The sequence below is a fragment of the Kitasatospora sp. NPDC057904 genome (genome assembly GCF_042887925.1).
Taxonomy (GTDB): domain Bacteria; phylum Actinomycetota; class Actinomycetes; order Streptomycetales; family Streptomycetaceae; genus Kitasatospora.
In genome coordinates this window covers 329,130-345,685 of the sequence record NZ_JBHVOL010000008.1, presented here as the reverse complement: position 1 = coordinate 345,685, position 16,556 = coordinate 329,130, and the positions used below count along the sequence as shown (strand labels likewise).

The following is a 16,556-nucleotide window of genomic DNA, read 5'->3' as shown; positions in this document are numbered from 1 at the left end:
GAAAGGTCACTGTCCGAGGCGGTGTGTAGGCTCGCTGGCATGGCGAGGGTGACGCGGGACGATGTGGCGAGGGCGGCGGGGACGTCCACGGCCGTCGTGAGTTATGTGATCAACAACGGGCCGCGTCCGGTGGCACCGGCCACGCGCGCGAAGGTGCTCGCGGCCGTCGAGGAGCTGGGGTACCGGCCCAACCGGGTCGCGCAGGCCATGGCGCGCCAGCGCACCGACCTGATCGGGATGGTCGTCCCGGACGCCCGCCAGCCCTTCTTCGCGGGCCTCGCCCACCAGGTCGAGCAGGCCGCCGCCGAGCGCGGCCGGCTGCTGCTGATCGGCAACTCGGACTACGCGGACGAGCGCGAGGCGCACTACATCCGCGCCTTCCTCGGCATGCAGGTGGACGGCCTGGTCCTGGTCACCCAGGACCCGGCCGGCCCCGGCGTCAGCGGCTTCGACGCGACCGACGGGACGCCCGTCGTGCTCCTGCACCACCGCGCCGAGACGGCCCGCGGCGTGGCCGTGGTCGCGGACGACGAGGGCGGCGCCGCCGAGGTGGTCCGCCACCTGCTCGGCCACGGGCACCCCGGGGTGCACTGCTTCGGCGGCACCTTCTCGCTCAGCCCGGCCGACCCCGTCTCCGCCCGCACCGTCGGGTGGGCCGCCGCACTGGCCGACGCCGGGATCCCCGCCGAGGGCCGACTCGTCCCCGCGCCCTTCGACCGGGTGCGCGCGCACGCCGAGGCGCTGCGGCTGCTGGCCCGGCCGGACCGTCCGTCCGCCGTGTTCTGCGCGACGGACGACCAGGCGATAGGCCTGCTGCGGGCCGCCGACGACCTCGGGATACGGGTGCCGGAGGAGCTCGCGGTGGCCGGGTTCGACGACATCGCGGAGGCGGTGATCGCCGGCCCGGCGCTGACCACCGTCGGGACGGCACAAGAGGAGATGGCCCGGGCCGCGGTGGACCTGGTGCTCGGCGGCGCCGAGGGGCGGGTCACCGGCGCGCGGACGTTCCCGGCCCGGCTGGTGCTGCGCCGCTCGTGCGGCTGCCCGAACCCGTCCGGCCCGGCCTGAGCCCGTCCGACCTGAGCCCGTCCGGCCCGAGCCCGTCCGGCGGCCGATGGGCGACCGCCGGAGGGGGCGTGCGGGCGGGGAACTCCCGAGGCGCGGTGGTCAGTTCAGCTGGAAGGTGGCCTCGACCGGGTAGTGGTCGCTCGGCGCGTTGGTGTCGACCTGGCCCGGGGTCCAGCCCGCCTGCGGGTCGAAGTCGACCCGCACGGTGGACATCGCGGACGGCACCGGACGGCCGGGGGCGTTGAGGTACCCGATGTAGTCGAGGTCGTCCCGGTAGTCCTTCGGGAAGGTCTCGACGCCGGACATGTACTGGCACCAGGCCGAGGCCGGGCAGTCCATGGTGTTCAGCGTCTGGTTCGGGTCGGTGGCCGGGGTGCCGAGGACGCCGTCCACCGCGTACTGGGCGTTGGCGTAGTCGCCGCGGGCCTGGCCGTGGAAGTACTCGACGTTGAGGTCGCCGCCGATCAGGACCGGCGCGCCGGTGCCGGCGATGCCGTTGACCCAGCTGCGGATCTCGCCGAGCTGGCCGAGCCGGGTGGCCTGGGTGGTGTCGGTGGAGGTGTCCGACTCGTCGGCCTGGAGGTGGGTGCCGACGACCCACGCGGTGGAGCCGTTCTTGTTCACCCGGACCAGCGCGGCGCCCTTGTTGGCGTGGTAGTCCCAGGTGCCGTAGGTCGAGTTGCTGAAGACGTGGGCGTACTGGGCGGTGATCGGGTACTTGGAGAGGATCATCGTGCCGCCGTTGATGACGAACCACGAGCTGGAGCAGTTGCCGCTGATGCCGGTCCAGCCGCCGCCGGAGCAGGTCTGGCCGACCACCGGGGTGCGGTAGGGGTAGAGGTCGGCGAGCTTGGCGTTGATGTCGGCGGTCGAGCTGTTGTTGAACTGCTCGTCCAGGATCACGACGTCCGCGTCGTGCTGACGGACGATCTGCTCGATCACCGGGGTGCGGCGGGCGGCCTGCTCGTTCTGGGTGCTGTCGACGACGGCGGTGCCGAGGTCGACGTTGAAGGCGAAGACGGACAGCGTGGCCGGGGCCGCCTGGGTGCCGGCGACGGCCGTCGGGGCGGTGCCGCCGAGCAGCAGTGCGGCGGCGGCCGCCGAGGTGAGGGCGGTGGCCGTGCGACGCGAGAGCATGGGCGTTCTCCTGGGGGATTCGTCTACCCTGCGGATCCCGGCGGCCGAAGGGGTCACGGCCGCTCGGGGATGGCAGCGGAACGGTAGCTACTGCCCGGTACATCGGGAAGAACGCGAGATGTCTGTACAGCCCTGACCAGATGTACGACGAGATGTCTGTACATCCTTGGGGCTCCTGCACGTCACACCCTTGCGGCTCCTGCACGTCCGCCGAGCCGCGCCGCCCGCTGCACCACCGCCGGCTGACGCCCCGTCGACGGCCGCACGGCCCGTCAGCCGTCGACGAGTTCCTCCGCCAGCAGGTCCATCAGGAGGTTGTCGTGCCAGGTGCCGTCCGGGCCGCGCTCGTAGCGGCGCATGGTGCCGACGGGCCGGAAGCCGACCTTCTCGTAACAGCGGATCGCGGCGGCGTTGTCGGCGGCCGGATCGATGATCAGCCGGTGGTAGTGGTGGTCGCGCACGAGGTGCCGGGCGAGGGTGCGGACCGCGTCCGTGCCGAGGCCGAGGCCGTGGACACCCGGGTCGAGGTAGAGGTCCATGCCGGCGTGGCGGTAGTCGTCGTCGTTGTTCGCGTACCACTGGATGGCCCCGACCACCTTGCCGCCCAGCTCGACGGCGAGGGTCTCGGTGTCGGGCGATTCGAGGTCGGTGGCGACCTCGTCCACGAGGTCCTCGCCACCGCGCCAGCGGGCGTAGACCTCGGGCGTGCCGCGGATCGCCGCCAGCGCCGGGATGTCGTCCCCGGTGGCGGGCCTGAGCGTGACGAGGGTGCCGTGCAGGATCGTCCCCATATGCGGCATGTTGGCACGGAAACGGGCGTCGGGCGAGTGGTTTGAAGGGCGTTGCCCGCACCCCCCGCGACCAGGGATGATGCTCCGCCGTGACACACCTCATCCTCCTCCTGCTGGTCATCGCCGTCTCCACGGTGATCAGCAAGGCCCTGAAGTCCCGGACCGCGCGGCCCGAGGCCGCGGCACCGGCACCGGCACGGATCGACTACGACGCGGCGGCCTACGGACTCGTCCCGCGCGACCGGCTCGACCCCCGGCGCTCGGGCCCGCCGCGCGCCCCGCACCTCCGCAAGGAGTCCCAGGCGATAGCCGACGCCGCCTGGAGCGGCAACTGGAAGCCGGCCGCCGCGTACGTCGCGGCCGCCGGGCAGGACTGGGACGAACGCTGGACCCGGCTGTCGCTGCTGGACTCCATCGCCGGCGAGGACGACGGCTGGCTGAAGGCCTGGCGCGCGGCCGACCCGGGCAACTGCGACGCGGCGACGCTGGAGGCCAACCGGATGGTCCACGCGGCGTGGGCGATCCGCGGCACCAAGTACGCGCACGAGGTGCCCGAGGAGGACATGAACGCCTTCCGCTCGATACTGCCCGCCGCCATCGAGGCGGCCAAGCGGGCCTCGCTGCTCGACCCGGCCAACCCGGCGCCCTGGGTGGTCATGGTGACCACCGCGCGCGGTGCGCAGTACGAGCCGGAGCAGTTCGAGGAGCTGTGGCGCGGACTGGCCGAGCGGGCTCCGCACCACTACGAGGCCCACTGGCAGGGCATGCAGTACTGGTGCGCCAAGTGGTTCGGCTCGGACGAGCGGATGACGGCCTTCGCCGAGCGCGCGATGGACACCGCCCCGGCCGGCAGCCCGCTGCCCGGCATCTACCTGCACGCGCTGAGCGAGCTGGAGAAGCGCGAGACCCACGCGCCGGTGCTGGCGAGCGGCGACGGCAAGGCCCGGTTGCGGCGGGTCGCTCAGGCCCTGGCTCAGGTGCGGCCGGACGACGAGCGCATGCCGGTGCTGCGGCACCGGCTCGCGCACTACGCGATGCAGGCGGAGCTGTACGACGTCGCCCTGGAGCAGTTCCGGGCGATCGGCCCGTGGTGCGGCAGCACGCCGTGGACCGACGCCGAGGACCCGGTGGCGGCCTTCGACCTCGCCCGCGGCACGGCCGTCCAGCGCTCCGGCGCACAGCCGCTGGCGCCGGAGCTCCGGCCGAAGGCGGCGCGGAAGCAGGTCATGTAGCGCGCGACGCACCGTTGTCGCCCCGGGCCCGGTTCGAACGCCGAACCGGGCCCGGGGCGGCGGATGCGAGGGCTCGGAGGTGATCGTCCTGGCAGCTGCGACGGGCCGCCAGAGGGACCGTCAAACCCGGCCTGACCTGCGGTTTTCCGATCGGTAAGGTGGGGATTGGACACGGCCGGAAACTCCCCCGCCCCCGCCCGGGGGGCACGATCGGAAGGCACCCCTCATGAGCCTCAGCATCCGCAACCAGCTGCCCGGCACCGTCAGCTCCGTCACGACCGGCGAGGTGATGGCCACCGTCAAGGTCCGCCTCGACTCCGGCCAGGAGCTCACCGCCGCGGTCACCGTGGACGCCGTCAAGGACCTCGGGCTGGGTGCGGGCAGCTCCGTCCAGGCCCTCGTGAAGTCCACCGAGGTCGCCCTGGCCACCGGTCCGGTCGCCGGACTGAGCATCCGCAACCAGATCCCCGGCACGGTCACCGAGGTCGCCACCGGCGGCGCGATGGCCGGGGTCAAGGTCGACGTCGCGGGCGGCGCGCTGACCGCCGCGATCACCGCCGACGCCGCCGCCGACCTGGGCCTCGCGGCCGGCTCGTCGGTCGTGGCCCTGATCAAGTCGACCGAGATCTCGCTCGCGACCGCCTGAGCGGCCGCCACCCGGGGCAACCGTCCGGCGCTTCCTCAGGACGCGGACTCGCCCAGCGGGCCCAGCCAGACGTCGGTGACCCCGCTGACGTAGCGGGCTCCGCAGTGGTCGTCCGGGACGACCAGCTGCGGGCCCGCGGCGTCCAGTGGGGCGCCGTCCATGCTGGTGGCCAGCAGGATCTCCTGGCCGCCGAAGTCCGGGTCGATCTCGGCCCACGAGACGACCGCCCGGTGCCCGTCCGCGCCGCCGACCGACAGCAGGAAGCGCAGCCGCTGCTTGCGGCCGCTGAAGTCGATCCGGGGCCGGGCCGCGCGCAGCACGTCCCACAGGGCCGGGCCCTCGTAGCCGTGGCGCTGCTCGCCCTCCGTCCGGCAGTCGAAGCTCACCTCGACGCGGTGCGCGGGGAGGGTGCGCAGCTCGTCGACGGTCAGCTCGGCGGGCCGGTCCAGGTGCCCGTGCAGCCGGACGGTGGGTCTCGCCGGGGTCATGTGCTCGCCCTCCTCCCGGGCCGCGCCGCCGCAGCCCGGGAGGAGGAGTACCCGAACGGGATCCACGGCATTCGCACATGCGGCGATGAAAGGAACCTTTCAGCCGCATCTGCGATGGATGATGCGCCTCAGGGCCAGCAACTGCAATCGTCCGGACGGCCGGTTCCACACCCTGCCGCCACCGCCCGCACTGGATGATCCCACGAGAAGAACCCCCCCTCCGCCACTTGCATTTACGATGCCCATGCGAATGTGAACCTTGCAAATGCGAGAGGCGGCGAAAAATGATCGTCGGTGACCTGCTGCACCTCGACGACCTCGACATCCGGCTGGCCTGGGGCACGCCGGACCTCCTCGACCGCCCGGTCACCGGCATCAGCTCCACCGACCTCCAGGACCCGGCCCGCTACCTCCAGCCCGGCGAGCTCGTGCTCACCGGCCTGGTCTGGTGGCGGCCCGCCGATGCCACCGGCGCGCTGCGCTTCGCGACCGCGCTGCGAAGCGCCGGCGTGGCCGCCCTGCTGGCCGGCGAGGGCACCCACGGCAGCATCCCCGACAGCCTCGCCGAGGCCTGCCGCACGCACGGCATCCCGCTGCTCGCGGTGCCCGCGGGGACCAGCTTCCGCGCCGTCACCGACCGCGTCTACCTGCGGCTCTGGGGCGACCTGCGGGCCGGTTCGCAGGACACCGCGGCCATCCCGGAGACCGTCCGGCACGACCTGCTCGACCTCATCCACGCGGGCGCCGAACCCGGCGAGGTGCTGGCGCACGCGGTCGGCCGGCTCGGCGTGCCGGACTGCTCGATCGCCACCGCGGGCGGCCGGCCCGTCGCCGCCACCGCCACCCCGGTGCCGTCCGTCGTGCGCGGCGACGCCGGACTGCCGGTCGGCCCGCAGGACGGCTCGCCGTTCGACGGCTGGCGGCTGCGCCCGCACACCCGGGCCGCGGCGGCCGAACCGATGCTGCGCGCGCTGGCCGACCTGCTCGCCCCGCTCGCCGTGCGCGACCGCGCCGCCGCCGACGCCCGGCACAGGGCCGCCGGACGGCTGCTGGACGCCCTCGCCGGGGACGGCGGCCTCGCCGAGCCGCTCGCGGCCTGCGAGCTGGGCGACGCCCGGGCGCTGGTGACGGTCACCGCCCGCATCGACGACGCACGGGCCGAACCGGACGGCGACGGCAGCGCACCGGCCGCCTGGGCCGCACACGCGCTGGCCGAGGCGCTGCACCCGCTCGGCGTGCCGTTCGCGGCCGGGACGGACCGGGCCGGCCGGGCCGCCGCGCTGGTGGCCGCGCCGGCCGAGCGGGTCGCCGAGCGGCTGCGCCGGGCCCGGCCGGGCCTCCAGGCCCGGCTCACCGGGCGGCGCGCCCTGCGGGTCGGGGTCGGCCCGGCCGCGCCGCCCGACCCCGCGGCCCTGCGGGCGGCCCTGGTGCAGGCCCGCTACGTGCTGGAGGGCTCGGCCGGACCGGTCGCCAGCGCGGTCGAGCTCGATTCGCTGGCCGGGCTGCTGCGCGGCATCCCGGCGGAGGTGACGGCGGCCTTCCACACCCGGCTGCTGGCACCGTTGGCCGCCCACGACCGGGAGAACGGCGTCTCCCTGCTGGGCACGCTCGCGGTGTTCCTGGACCACGACGGCTCGTGGGCGCGGACGGCGGAACAGCTCCACATCCACGTGAACACCGTCCACTACCGGATCCGCCGGATCGAGGAGCTGACCGGGCGCAACCTGGCCCGCCTCCACGACCGGCTCGACCTGCGGGCGGCGCTGCTGTGCGCCCCGGAGCCGGCCACGGTCCCGGCACAGGGATCGGGGACGGGGTCAGGGGCGGGGACTGCCGTGGGCGCGGGTGCCGGCACCCGCGCGGCCCGGGGCTCCGGTCCGGTGGTTACGGGACGTCATCGAGCCGCAGCCGGGCGCTGACCTCGCCCAGCCCCTCCGCGAGGACGGCGAGCTGCTCGTGGGTGAGCACGTCGATCAGCAGCTCGCGGACCAGGGCGACGTGTCCGGGTGCGGCCTGGCGGACCGCCTCGCGCCCCCGGTCGGTGAGTTCGGCCATCACGCCGCGCACGTCGCTCGGGCAGGAGCGGCGGCCGACCAGGCCCATCCGCTCCAGCTGGGTGACCTGGTAGGTGAGGCCACTCTTGGAGGTGACCAGCTTCTCGGCCAGCTCGGTCATCCGCAGCGAGCCGGCCGGGGCGGCGGAGAGGTGCACCAGGATCTCGTACTGGGTGTGCGAGAGACCGGAGTCCTCCTTGAGCTGGCGCTCCAGGCGGCGGTTGAGCAGGTTGCTCGCGACGACGAAACCCCGCCAGGCGGCCATCTCGTGCTCGTCGAGCCAGCGGGGCTCACGGGGTGCGGACATGGGGCTCAGCCTACTCCCGTTGTTCAAATTCGAACGAAGGTGTACCGTCGGTCGATAGAGGTTCAAATTTGAACTATCCCGGATCGAGCCGGATCGAGCCGGATCGAGGAAGAGGAAGTCGCCATGAGCACCGCGGCCCCCGAGCGCATGCCCGCCCTGTACCTCTCGCACGGCGCGCCGCCGCTCGCCGACGACCCGGTCTGGCCCGACCAGCTCGCCGCCTGGTCGGTCGACCTCCCCCGCCCCGAGGCGATCCTGATGGTCTCCGCGCACTGGGAGGAGGCCCCGCTCGCGCTCGGCGCCGTCGACACCGTGCCGCTGGTCTACGACTTCTGGGGGTTCCCCGAGCACTACTACCGGGTCCAGTACGCCGCGCCCGGCGCACCGAAGCTCGCCGAGCGCGTGCGCAAGCTGCTGCGCGCCCCCGGCACGCCCGTCCAGGACATCCCGGACCGCGGCCTCGACCACGGCGCCTACGTCCCGCTCGTCGAGATGTACCCCGAGGCGGACGTCCCCGTTCTCCAGGTCTCCCTGCCCACGCTCGACCCGCAGCGGCTGATGGAGATCGGCCGCCGGCTCGCCCCGCTGCGCGACGAGGGCGTGCTGATCGTCGGCAGCGGCTTCTTCACCCACAACCTGCGGGCGCTCAGCAGCGACGGACGGATCAGCTCGGTCATGGCCGAGTTCGACGACTGGGGCCGGCGCGCGCTCGCCGCGCACGACCTCGACGCGCTGCTCGACTTCGAGCACAAGGCCCCGGCCGGGAAGCTGGCGCACCCGCGCACCGAGCACTTCGCGCCGCTGTTCGTCACGCTCGGCGCCGGCGAGGCCGACCTCGACAGCCAGCGCAGCGTGATCGACGGCTTCTGGATGGGGCTCGCGAAGCGCTCGATCCAGCTCGGGTAGCCGCCGGGGTCTCACAGCGCGCAGCAGGTGAAGCGCTCGCCGATGTGCTCGGGCTGTTCGATCTCGTCGACCAGGGCGACCGCGTAGTCCGGCACCGAGATCCGGCTGCGGCCGGCCGCGTCGGCGAGCAGCTGCTCCAGGCCCGTCCGGTAGCGGCCGGTCCGCTCCCCCGGGCCGATCTCGGCGGCCGGGCTGAGCACCGTCCAGCGGACGTCGGAGACCGTCCGGTAGTAGTCCAGGGCCTCGCCGTGCGCGTGCATGATCTGCAGGACCGGCCCCGGCAGGCCCGGGGCGTCCCAGACCCGCACGCCCGGCGCGGTCTCCAGGCTGCCCGCCCCGCCGACCGCGATCAGCCGCGGCGCGGCGCCGCCGAGCGCGCGCAGGCCCTCGACCAGCGACCGGGCGGCGGGCTCGATCAGCGCGGCGTGCCCCGGCCCGTCGCCGCCGCCCACGGCGCTCACCAGGACGTCCCGCCCGGCCGCGACCCGGGCCACGTCCGCCGGGTCCAGTACGTCGCCGCGCTCGACGGCCGCCGCGTCGCCCCGGTACCGACCCGGATCGCGCACCACCGCCGCGACCTCGTGCCCGCGCGCCCGCGCCTCCGCGACGACGGCGCTGCCGATGGTGCCGTTCGCGCCGATCACGGCGATTGTGGCCATGGGGTACCTGCCTGTCCGTTCGGTGGCGGTGTGCGGTGTCCTGACATTCCGTCAAGCACCGGCGATTATCGGCCAACCGGTCGCCGGGGAGCGTCGCGACAGCCCGGGCGGAGGCCGGAATTCCGCCACGGACCCGAACCCGGCCGGGCGGTCGGTAAAGACTTCGGATGGCTCCAGGCCAATACGTCGACCACTGTCGAAATTAACCGACCGGTCGGCCGGTCGGTGCCCTTCCACCGAGCCGGACGCGACGCCGCACGGGAACTCCCCGCCGCCTTGCGGGCTTTCGGCCAACCCCGCCGCAAGGCCTGGTCCGCACGGACGTGACGGCGCACGATCGAAGGGACCGGAGCGATGCGACAACGCTCCTGTTACCCATGCGACTTGTGCGACTGAGGAGACTCGACATGCAGAAGAAGTGGGCACTTCGTGCGGCTACCCTCACCATCGGCGCCGGCGCCGCGCTCGGCCTCGCGGTCGGCACGGCCAACGCCGCGTCCCTGATCCAGTGGGGCTCCACCGGTCAGCCGGTGGTGTGCGTCCAGCAGGCCATGAACTACCTCGACAACGCCGGCCTGTCGGTCGACGGCCAGTTCGGCCAGAACACCTACAACGCCGTGTACGCGTACCAGGGCTCGAAGAGCAACCTGCAGCAGGACGGCCAGGTCGGCCCGCTGACCGGCGGCGACATCAAGGCCGACATCTACAACTCCTACCGTGCGGCGCACGGCTCGGGCGACTACAACACCCAGCAGGTCCTGGGCTCGTGGATGAGCAACTGCAACAGCCAGATCCCCGGCTGACCGTCGCCACTTCCCCGGCGATGAGCGGCTGACCGAGGCTGGTTCCGCACCGTGCGCACGGTGCGGAACCAGCCTCGACCGGTATCAGGCCTCGCCGGTGGCGACGCGCTGGGCCTGGCTGCGCTCGACGCAGAACTCGTTGCCCTCGGGGTCGGACAGGACGGCCCAGCCGCGCCCGTCCGCCGTGCGGCGGTCGTCGACCATCCGCGCGCCCAGGGCCAGCAGTCGCTCGACCTCCTCCTCCCGGGAGCGGTCCTGCGGCTGGAGGTCGAAGTGGATCCGGTTCTTCACCGACTTGCCGTCCGGCACCCGGATGAACAGCAGCGCAGCCCCCGCGGACTCCACCAGCACCTCCGGGTCCCCGGGGTTGTCGTCCTTGCCGAGGGTGCCGTCCAGCACCTCGGCCCAGAAGCCCGCCAGAGCGTACGGGTCAGCACAATCGATCGTCACGTGTCGTACCAGAGAAGCCATGCCCCCTACTCTGGCCCCGGCCGTTCGAATCCGTCCAGCCGATTCCTGGAGTGCCGGTGGCCGTCGAGCGGGAACTCCGGGGGCAGAGCCGTCAGCACCTCCCGGAACGCGTACCCGCTCTTCTCCGCCACGCGGCACGAGGCGGCGTTGTCCACCTGGTGCAGCAGGTCGATCCTGGCCAGGCCCTCGTCGGCGAACGCGGCGAACGCCCAGGCCGTCAGCGCCTCCACCGCGCGCGGTGCGACGCCCCGGCCGCGGGCGGCGGCGGCCGTCCAGTAGCCGACCTCCGCCCCCTCGCCGCCCGGGGTGCCGCGCTTGAGCACCACGTTGGCGACCAGGTCGGCCCCGTCCGCGTCCAGGACCGCGAAACTGTAGCGGGTGCCCTCCGACCAGCCGCGGTGCTGCAGCTCCAGCCAGCGCGCGGCCTGGTCGGCGTCGTCCACCGGGACGCGGGTGAAGCGGCGCAGCGTCTCGTCCCGGTAGGCCTCGACCAGCGCGGGGGCGTCCCCGTCCTCGAAGGGGCGCAGCAGCAGGCCGCCCGCCGCCGGGAGGGCGGTGGGGGCGAGGGTCACCGCAGTCCCTCCCAGCCCCAGCGGGGCGTCGGGCCCGGGTCGCCGAGGTCGGTGCCGGCCGGAGAGGCCGAGACGTCCTCGGCGATCCTCGTGCCCCAGTCGAAGTACTCCAGCACCCGCCGGCGCAGCAGTTCGTCGTCCGGGAGCTCCTTGCCGACGGCGGCGGCCATCAGCTCCATCCAGCGCAGGCGCTGCTCCTCGGTGATGGCGAGGCCGAGGTGGGCGCGGAGCAGCGACTGGTGGCCGCCGAGCTCCTCGGTGTAGCGGACCGGGCCGCCGAAGACCTCCGCCAGCCACACGGCGACGTGCTCGATGTGCGTGGTGGTGAAGTGCTCGAAGACGGGTGCGAGGAGGGGGTCGGCGAGGACCCCCTCGTAGAAGGTGTTGCTGAGTCTGCGCAGCGCTTCGATGCCGCCGACGGCCTCGTAGAGGCTGTCGGGCCGCTGGTCGTCGCTCATTGGTGCTCCCCGTTGTGGTGGTGACCGTGCGTCGGGACTTTCCTAGCAGGTCCGGCACAACTCCTCGGCGGTTCTCCGCATTCCGCGCTTGACGTTGTCGTTGGCGTCAGGGTCGGAGGGTGGGCGCATGAACACCGAAGAGGAAGCAGTGGAGCGGCGCGTCGTCCTCGTCACCGGGGCCGGAACGGGGATCGGACGGGAGACGGCGCGGGCGTTCGCCGCCCGGGGCGCGCGGGTGGTCGCGGTCGGACGGCGGCCGGAGCCGCTCGCCGGGACCGCCGCGACCCACCCCGGGCTGATCCGGCCGCTGGCCGCCGACATCACCGGCCCGGACGCGCCGGAGGCGATCGTCGCGGAGACGGTGGAGCGGTACGGTCGGCTGGACGTCCTGGTCAACAACGCCGGGATCGTGCGCGCCGGGCAGGCCGTCGGCGACCACGACAGGGCGGGCGTCGAGGCGCTGCTCGCCACCAACCTCGTCGCCCCCGTCCTGCTCGGGCGGGCCGCGGTGCCGGCGCTGGCGGCGAGCCGGGGCGTCGTGGTCAACGTCAGCACCGCCGTCGGGCAGCGCGGGTGGCCGTCCAACGCGGTGTACGCGGCGAGCAAGGCCGCGCTGGAGACGGTGACCCGAAGCTGGGCGGTCGAACTGGCGCCGCGCGGCATCCGGGTCGTGGCGGTGGCGCCCGGGGCGATCGACACGCCGATCGGCGAGCACGCGGCGTTCGGCCCCGAGCAGCGCGCCGCCGTCCGCGCGTGGCAGATCGCGCACACCCCGCTGGGCCGGATCGGCCGACCGGCGGAGGTGGCCTGGGCGATCGTTCAACTGGCCGAGCCGCAGGCGTCGTTCGTCACCGGAGTAGTGTTGTCGGTCGACGGGGGCGCGCTCGTGGGATGACGCGCGACGGGCGGAGCCATCGGGGGCGGTGCGTGGTGCGGATCGGGGAACTGGCCGAGCTGACCGGCGCGACGGCCCGCGCGCTGCGGCACTACGAACAGGCCGGGCTGCTCACCGCCGGGCGCGCGCCGAACGGCTACCGCGAGTACGGGGAGGCCGACGCCGTCCGGGTGCGCAACATCCGTGCACTGCTCGGCGCGGGGCTCACCCTGGACGACCTCCGGCCCCTCCTGGGCTGCCTGGACGGCGACGTCATGGCACAGCCGCCGTCCGCGCGGGTCCTCGGGATCGCCCGCGACCGGCTGGCCGTCCTGGAACGGCGGATCGCCGCCCAGACCGAGGCCAGGGACCGGCTGCTCGCCGCGCTGGAGGCGGCGGGGAACGCGGTGGCGGGCAAGGCGGTCACGGGGAACGCGGTGACGGGGAAGGCGGTCACGGGGTACGCGGCCACGGGCAACGCTGCTGCCAGCACCACGGCCGCGGGGCCGCGTTCGGACGGGTGACACCCCCGATCGGGGGTGTGCAGGGAGCGGTCCGGAGAGGACAGTGGGCGCATGCAGATTCCACTCTCCGTGATGGACTTCCTCGACCGGGCCGAGCTCGTCTACGGCGACCGGGTCGGGATCGTCGACGAACCCGTGCAGCCGGCCGCCCCCTGGGGCGAGCTCGACTACCGCCGGATCGCCGAGCTGGCCCGGGCCCAGGCCGCCGGGCTGGACCGGCTCGGCGTCGGGCCGGGCGAGCGGGTCGCGATCGTGTCCCACAACTCCGCCCGGCTGCTCACCTCCTTCTTCGGGGTGAGCGGGTACGGCCGGGTACTGGTGCCGGTGAACTTCCGGCTCAAGGCCGAGGAGGTGGCGTACATCGTCGAGCAGAGCGGCGCCTCCGTCCTGCTCGTCGACCCCGAACTCGCCGATGCGCTGCACGGGGTGGTGGCCAAGCACAAGTTCGTGATCGGGGCCGACAGCGACGCCGTCCTCTACGACTTCGACAACTCCCCCCGCCGGTACGCGATCTCCGAGAACGACACCGCCACCATCAACTACACCAGCGGAACCACCGCCCGCCCCAAGGGCGTTCAGCTCACCCACCGCAACATCTGGCTCAACGCGACGACCATGGGCCTGCACTACGGCGCGAGCGACCGCGACGTCTACCTCCACACCCTGCCGATGTTCCACGCCAACGGCTGGGGGCTGCCGTTCGCCCTCACCGGCCTGGGCGCGCAGCACATCGTGCTCCGCAAGGTCGACGGCGCCGAGATCCTGCGCCGCATCGACCGGCACGGCGTGACCTTCCTGTGCGGCGCGCCCGCGGTCGTCCAGATGGTGCTGGACGCGGCGGCCGACTGGGACGGCCCGGTGCCAGGACGCGACCGGGTGCGGATGATCGTGGCCGGCGCCCCGCCGCCCACCTCCGTCGTCCAGCGCGTCGAGGCCGAACTGGGCTGGGAGTTCATGCAGCTCTACGGCCTGACCGAGACCTCCCCGGTGGTCACCGTCAACCGCACCCGCGCCGAGTGGGACGCCCTGCCCGCCGCCGAACGGGCGGAGAAGCTCGTGCAGGCCGGCGCCCCCTCCCTCGGCACCCAGCTGCGGGTCGACCCGTCCGGCGAGGTGCTCGTCCGCTCCAACACCGTCCTGGACGGCTACTGGCAGCAGCCCGAGGCGACCGCCGAGGCCCTGCGGGACGAGTGGTTCCACACCGGCGACGGCGGCTTCCTCACCGACGGCTACCTCACCATCTCCGACCGCAAGAAGGACGTCATCATCAGCGGCGGGGAGAACGTCTCCTCGATCGAGGTGGAGGACTGCCTCTACGCCCACCCGGCGGTGGCCGAGGCCGCGGTGATCGGCGTGCCGGACGAGAAGTGGGGCGAGACCGTCAAGGCGCTGGTGGTGCTCCGGGAAGGGCACGGCGGCGTCACCGCGGCCGAGCTGATCGCGCACTGCAAGCAGCGGCTGGCCGGCTACAAGTCGCCCACCTCCGTGGAGTTCCGGGACGAACTGCCGCGCACCGCCACCGGGAAGCTGCAGAAGTTCCGGCTGCGCGAGCCGTACTGGAGCGGGCAGGAGCGGCAGGTCAACTGAGCGGGCAGGCCGACTGAGCAGGCAGGCCGACCGAGCAGGCTGGTCGACCGGGCGGGCAGGTCGACCGAGTCGGCGGGGCCGCGGGCGGTCCGGGTCAGCCGAGCAGTCCCGACTCCCTGGCCGCCACGGCGAGTTCGGTCCGGTTGCGGACGCCGAGCTTGTGCATGGCGGACTTCAGGTAGCCCGTCACGGTGTTGCAGGTCAGCCCCAGCCGGGCGGCGATCTCCGGGTTCGTCCGGCCGGTCGCCGCCCAGCGCAGCACCTCGTGCTCGCGCGGGGTCAGGGGTCGTGCGGGGGCGGCGGCCCGGTCCTTCCCGGCGGGGCCGGGCTCCGCGCGGCTCCAGGCGGCGGCGCCGGCGAGTGCCCGGGTGGCGGTCGCCGCCAGCTCGCCGACGGCCGCGATCCTGACGTCCCCGAACGGCACGACGGCGCGCAGCGAGGCGTACACCACGCCGTGCACGGTGCCGCCGTGCAGCAGGGGCACCGTGAGCATGGCGTACAGGCCCTCGGCGCTGACGGCCGCGTCGTGGTGGTGCGAAATGGTGGTGGCGGCCCGGTAGTCGGGCACCCAGCTGGGAGCCCGCTCGGCGAGCGCCCGCCCGCCCAGTCCGGTGCCGGCCGGGACGGGACGGTCGTGCAGCAGGTCCGCCCTGGTGCCGGCCCAGTGCCGCAGCACCAGTCCGTCCTCGCCCGCCCGGTGCCCCGGCAGCGCCACCGGCAACGGCTCCGGCACGCCCACCAGGCCGACGTCGGCACCGCACTCCGCCACCACCCGGCGGGCGAGGTCGCCGAGCACGGCGTCCCTGACCAACTCGGCGGCGCGCGCCCCGAGCCCGGGGTCGTCCGGGGGCGCGGCGGTGAGGATCTCCGCGGCCCCTGTCATCGCGAGACTGCCCTTCGCATCGCGTGCATCGCGAGATTGTCACACGCGGCACGGGCGCTGGCGAGGGTTCCGGTGTGCGGGTCCGGCAGCGTTGATTCGGCGGAGTGGCGGGCGTGGCGGCCGCGCCCGGCGTAGGGTGCGGCCGTGGCCGTGGATTACCGGCGGGTAATGCGCCGGGACCGGAGGAAGGGGAACCGATGACGGATCCGAACGCCCCGCAGGACGCCGCGCAGGACGGCCCACAGGACGCCGCGCAGGACGGCCCACAGGACGGCCCGCAGGACGTCCTGCGCGGCCTGCTCGCCGACCTCGGCGCCGAGAGCGCCGTCCTGGACGCGCTCGTGGCCGACCTCCCCGCGGCCGACTGGGCCCGCCCCACACCCGCCGAGGGCTGGACGGTCGCGCACCAGATCGCCCACCTCGCCTGGACCGACGACTGGACGGTCCGCGCCGCCCACGACGGCGAGGCCTTCACCGCGGCCGCCGGCGCCGCTTTCGGCGACCTCCTCGCGGCCGGCCGCGACCCGGTCGACGAGGGCGCGGTCGCGGGCGCCGCCGAAGAGCCCACCGCCCTGCTCGCCCGCTGGCGCACCGGACGCGACGCGGTGCACACCGCGCTCGCCGCCACCCCGGCCGACGTCAAGCTGCCCTGGTTCGGCCCGCCGATGAAGCCCGCCTCGATGGCCACCGCCCGCCTGATGGAGACCTGGGCGCACGGCCAGGACGTCGCCGACGCCCTCGGGGTGACCCGCGAGCCCTCGGCCCGCCTGCGGCACATCGCCCACCTGGGCCTGCGCACGCTCGGCTTCGCCTTCACCCTGCACGGCCGCCCCGCCCCGCAGAGCCCGGTCCGCCTCGAACTGACCGCCCCCGACGGCACGTCGTGGACCTTCGGCCCGGCCGACGCCACCGACGTGGTGCGCGGCCCGGCACTGGACTTCTGCCTCCTGGTCACCCAGCGCCGCCACCACGACGACCTCGCCCTCACCGCCACCGGCCCGACCGCCACCGCCTGGCTCCCCATCGCCCAGGTCTTCGCCGGCCCCCCGGGCAAGGGACGCGGGCCGGCCTCCGGCGCCTGAACGGCCCGGGGTGG

Annotated in this window: 19 protein-coding genes; 10 read left to right on the top strand and 9 right to left on the bottom strand. The window is 74.1% G+C overall.

Annotated features, from left to right (window positions below):
- Positions 1–39: 39 nt before the first annotated feature.
- Positions 40–1,068, top strand: a complete 1,029-nt coding sequence (locus tag ACFVSN_RS22510) for a LacI family DNA-binding transcriptional regulator (protein WP_387593145.1) — start codon at positions 40–42, stop codon at positions 1,066–1,068.
- Between the two features lie 99 nt (positions 1,069–1,167).
- On the opposite strand, the gene ACFVSN_RS22505 is transcribed toward ACFVSN_RS22510, so the two are convergent.
- Both ACFVSN_RS22505 and ACFVSN_RS22500 read right to left on the bottom strand, forming a co-directional pair.
- A complete protein-coding gene (locus tag ACFVSN_RS22505) occupies positions 1,168–2,205 on the bottom strand; it encodes a sphingomyelin phosphodiesterase (protein WP_380496912.1) in 1,038 nt (345 codons plus the stop codon).
- A 272-nt stretch (positions 2,206–2,477) separates the two neighbouring features.
- Positions 2,478–2,996 carry a GNAT family protein gene (locus tag ACFVSN_RS22500; protein ID WP_359974278.1) on the bottom strand — a complete coding sequence of 173 codons (519 nt, stop codon included), beginning with the start codon at positions 2,994–2,996 and terminating at the stop codon, positions 2,478–2,480.
- Between the two features lie 89 nt (positions 2,997–3,085).
- Between ACFVSN_RS22500 and ACFVSN_RS22495 the strand changes: the two genes are divergently transcribed.
- Together ACFVSN_RS22495 and ACFVSN_RS22490 are read left to right on the top strand one after the other, a co-directional pair.
- A complete protein-coding gene (locus ACFVSN_RS22495; RefSeq protein WP_387593148.1) occupies positions 3,086–4,228 on the top strand; it encodes a hypothetical protein in 1,143 nt (380 codons plus the stop codon).
- Between the two features lie 226 nt (positions 4,229–4,454).
- Complete coding sequence (locus tag ACFVSN_RS22490; RefSeq protein WP_380437417.1) at positions 4,455–4,874, top strand: molybdopterin-binding protein; 420 nt, start codon at positions 4,455–4,457, stop codon at positions 4,872–4,874.
- A gap of 35 nt (positions 4,875–4,909) precedes the next feature.
- Here the strand turns inward: ACFVSN_RS22490 and ACFVSN_RS22485 are convergent, their stop codons facing one another.
- Positions 4,910–5,362, bottom strand: coding sequence for a molybdopterin-dependent oxidoreductase (locus tag ACFVSN_RS22485; RefSeq protein WP_380437419.1), 453 nt, complete (start codon positions 5,360–5,362; stop codon positions 4,910–4,912).
- A 284-nt stretch (positions 5,363–5,646) separates the two neighbouring features.
- On the opposite strand from ACFVSN_RS22485, the gene ACFVSN_RS22480 reads away from it, so the two are divergent.
- The gene (locus ACFVSN_RS22480; RefSeq protein WP_387593153.1) at positions 5,647–7,281 is read left to right on the top strand and encodes a PucR family transcriptional regulator; all 1,635 of its coding nucleotides are present in this window, start codon (positions 5,647–5,649) and stop codon (positions 7,279–7,281) included.
- Here the strand turns inward: ACFVSN_RS22480 and ACFVSN_RS22475 are convergent.
- Positions 7,247–7,723, bottom strand: a complete 477-nt coding sequence (locus ACFVSN_RS22475) for a MarR family winged helix-turn-helix transcriptional regulator (RefSeq protein ID WP_380496909.1) — start codon at positions 7,721–7,723, stop codon at positions 7,247–7,249. The two genes, ACFVSN_RS22480 and ACFVSN_RS22475, sit on opposite strands and share 35 nt — an antisense overlap.
- A 123-nt stretch (positions 7,724–7,846) precedes the next feature.
- Between ACFVSN_RS22475 and ACFVSN_RS22470 the strand changes: the two genes are divergently transcribed.
- Positions 7,847–8,629, top strand: coding sequence for a dioxygenase (locus tag ACFVSN_RS22470; protein WP_387593156.1), 783 nt, complete (start codon positions 7,847–7,849; stop codon positions 8,627–8,629).
- A gap of 11 nt (positions 8,630–8,640) precedes the next feature.
- Here the strand turns inward: ACFVSN_RS22470 and ACFVSN_RS22465 are convergent, their stop codons facing one another.
- Positions 8,641–9,288 carry an NAD(P)-dependent oxidoreductase gene (locus tag ACFVSN_RS22465; RefSeq protein ID WP_380505368.1) on the bottom strand — a complete coding sequence of 216 codons (648 nt, stop codon included), beginning with the start codon at positions 9,286–9,288 and terminating at the stop codon, positions 8,641–8,643.
- 407 nt (positions 9,289–9,695) lie between these two features.
- Here ACFVSN_RS22465 and ACFVSN_RS22460 point away from each other — a divergent pair, with 407 nt between their 5' ends.
- Positions 9,696–10,091, top strand: a complete 396-nt coding sequence (locus tag ACFVSN_RS22460) for a peptidoglycan-binding protein (protein WP_380437429.1) — start codon at positions 9,696–9,698, stop codon at positions 10,089–10,091.
- Positions 10,092–10,175: 84 nt separating this feature from the next.
- Here the strand turns inward: ACFVSN_RS22460 and ACFVSN_RS22455 are convergent, their stop codons facing one another.
- The 3 genes from ACFVSN_RS22455 to ACFVSN_RS22445 are packed head-to-tail and all read right to left on the bottom strand — an operon-like array spanning position 10,176 to position 11,592.
- A complete protein-coding gene (locus ACFVSN_RS22455) occupies positions 10,176–10,562 on the bottom strand; it encodes a VOC family protein (RefSeq protein WP_380496905.1) in 387 nt (128 codons plus the stop codon).
- Between the two features lie 5 nt (positions 10,563–10,567).
- Complete coding sequence (locus ACFVSN_RS22450; protein WP_387956449.1) at positions 10,568–11,134, bottom strand: GNAT family N-acetyltransferase; 567 nt, start codon at positions 11,132–11,134, stop codon at positions 10,568–10,570.
- On the bottom strand, positions 11,131–11,592 hold the full coding sequence (locus ACFVSN_RS22445; RefSeq protein ID WP_380437435.1) for a group II truncated hemoglobin: 462 nt from the start codon (positions 11,590–11,592) through the stop codon (positions 11,131–11,133). Before ACFVSN_RS22445 ends, ACFVSN_RS22450 begins: the two co-directional genes overlap by 4 nt.
- Before the next feature lie 127 nt (positions 11,593–11,719).
- Here ACFVSN_RS22445 and ACFVSN_RS22440 point away from each other — a divergent pair, with 127 nt between their 5' ends.
- The 3 genes from ACFVSN_RS22440 to ACFVSN_RS22430 are packed head-to-tail and all read left to right on the top strand — an operon-like array spanning position 11,720 to position 14,577.
- Positions 11,720–12,487, top strand: coding sequence for an SDR family NAD(P)-dependent oxidoreductase (locus tag ACFVSN_RS22440; RefSeq protein WP_380496903.1), 768 nt, complete (start codon positions 11,720–11,722; stop codon positions 12,485–12,487).
- Positions 12,488–12,522: 35 nt separating this feature from the next.
- Positions 12,523–12,990: a MerR family transcriptional regulator gene (locus tag ACFVSN_RS22435; RefSeq protein WP_387593255.1), complete on the top strand. Its 468-nt coding sequence runs from the start codon at positions 12,523–12,525 to the stop codon at positions 12,988–12,990.
- A gap of 51 nt (positions 12,991–13,041) precedes the next feature.
- Positions 13,042–14,577 (top strand): AMP-binding protein, encoded by a 1,536-nt coding sequence (locus ACFVSN_RS22430; protein WP_380437438.1) that lies wholly within the window; start codon positions 13,042–13,044, stop codon positions 14,575–14,577.
- 94 nt (positions 14,578–14,671) lie between these two features.
- Here the strand turns inward: ACFVSN_RS22430 and ACFVSN_RS22425 are convergent, their stop codons facing one another.
- Complete coding sequence (locus tag ACFVSN_RS22425; protein ID WP_387593166.1) at positions 14,672–15,460, bottom strand: LuxR C-terminal-related transcriptional regulator; 789 nt, start codon at positions 15,458–15,460, stop codon at positions 14,672–14,674.
- A 197-nt stretch (positions 15,461–15,657) separates the two neighbouring features.
- Between ACFVSN_RS22425 and ACFVSN_RS22420 the strand changes: the two genes are divergently transcribed.
- On the top strand, positions 15,658–16,542 hold the full coding sequence (locus ACFVSN_RS22420) for a TIGR03084 family metal-binding protein (protein WP_387593169.1): 885 nt from the start codon (positions 15,658–15,660) through the stop codon (positions 16,540–16,542).
- The last annotated feature ends 14 nt before the right edge of the window (positions 16,543–16,556 follow it).

Coding starts and splice junctions, on each gene's coding strand:
- ACFVSN_RS22510 (WP_387593145.1), top strand. CDS start 40: ATGGCGAGGGTGACGCGGGACGATGTGGCGAGGGCGGCGGGGACGTCC.
- ACFVSN_RS22505 (WP_380496912.1), bottom strand. CDS start 2,205: ATGCTCTCGCGTCGCACGGCCACCGCCCTCACCTCGGCGGCCGCCGCC.
- ACFVSN_RS22500 (WP_359974278.1), bottom strand. CDS start 2,996: ATGGGGACGATCCTGCACGGCACCCTCGTCACGCTCAGGCCCGCCACC.
- ACFVSN_RS22490 (WP_380437417.1), top strand. CDS start 4,455: ATGAGCCTCAGCATCCGCAACCAGCTGCCCGGCACCGTCAGCTCCGTC.
- ACFVSN_RS22485 (WP_380437419.1), bottom strand. CDS start 5,362: ATGACCCCGGCGAGACCCACCGTCCGGCTGCACGGGCACCTGGACCGG.
- ACFVSN_RS22480 (WP_387593153.1), top strand. CDS start 5,647: ATGATCGTCGGTGACCTGCTGCACCTCGACGACCTCGACATCCGGCTG.
- ACFVSN_RS22475 (WP_380496909.1), bottom strand. CDS start 7,723: ATGTCCGCACCCCGTGAGCCCCGCTGGCTCGACGAGCACGAGATGGCC.
- ACFVSN_RS22470 (WP_387593156.1), top strand. CDS start 7,847: ATGAGCACCGCGGCCCCCGAGCGCATGCCCGCCCTGTACCTCTCGCAC.
- ACFVSN_RS22465 (WP_380505368.1), bottom strand. CDS start 9,288: ATGGCCACAATCGCCGTGATCGGCGCGAACGGCACCATCGGCAGCGCC.
- ACFVSN_RS22460 (WP_380437429.1), top strand. CDS start 9,696: ATGCAGAAGAAGTGGGCACTTCGTGCGGCTACCCTCACCATCGGCGCC.
- ACFVSN_RS22455 (WP_380496905.1), bottom strand. CDS start 10,562: ATGGCTTCTCTGGTACGACACGTGACGATCGATTGTGCTGACCCGTAC.
- ACFVSN_RS22445 (WP_380437435.1), bottom strand. CDS start 11,592: ATGAGCGACGACCAGCGGCCCGACAGCCTCTACGAGGCCGTCGGCGGC.
- ACFVSN_RS22440 (WP_380496903.1), top strand. CDS start 11,720: ATGAACACCGAAGAGGAAGCAGTGGAGCGGCGCGTCGTCCTCGTCACC.
- ACFVSN_RS22430 (WP_380437438.1), top strand. CDS start 13,042: ATGCAGATTCCACTCTCCGTGATGGACTTCCTCGACCGGGCCGAGCTC.
- ACFVSN_RS22425 (WP_387593166.1), bottom strand. CDS start 15,460: ATGACAGGGGCCGCGGAGATCCTCACCGCCGCGCCCCCGGACGACCCC.
- ACFVSN_RS22420 (WP_387593169.1), top strand. CDS start 15,658: ATGACGGATCCGAACGCCCCGCAGGACGCCGCGCAGGACGGCCCACAG.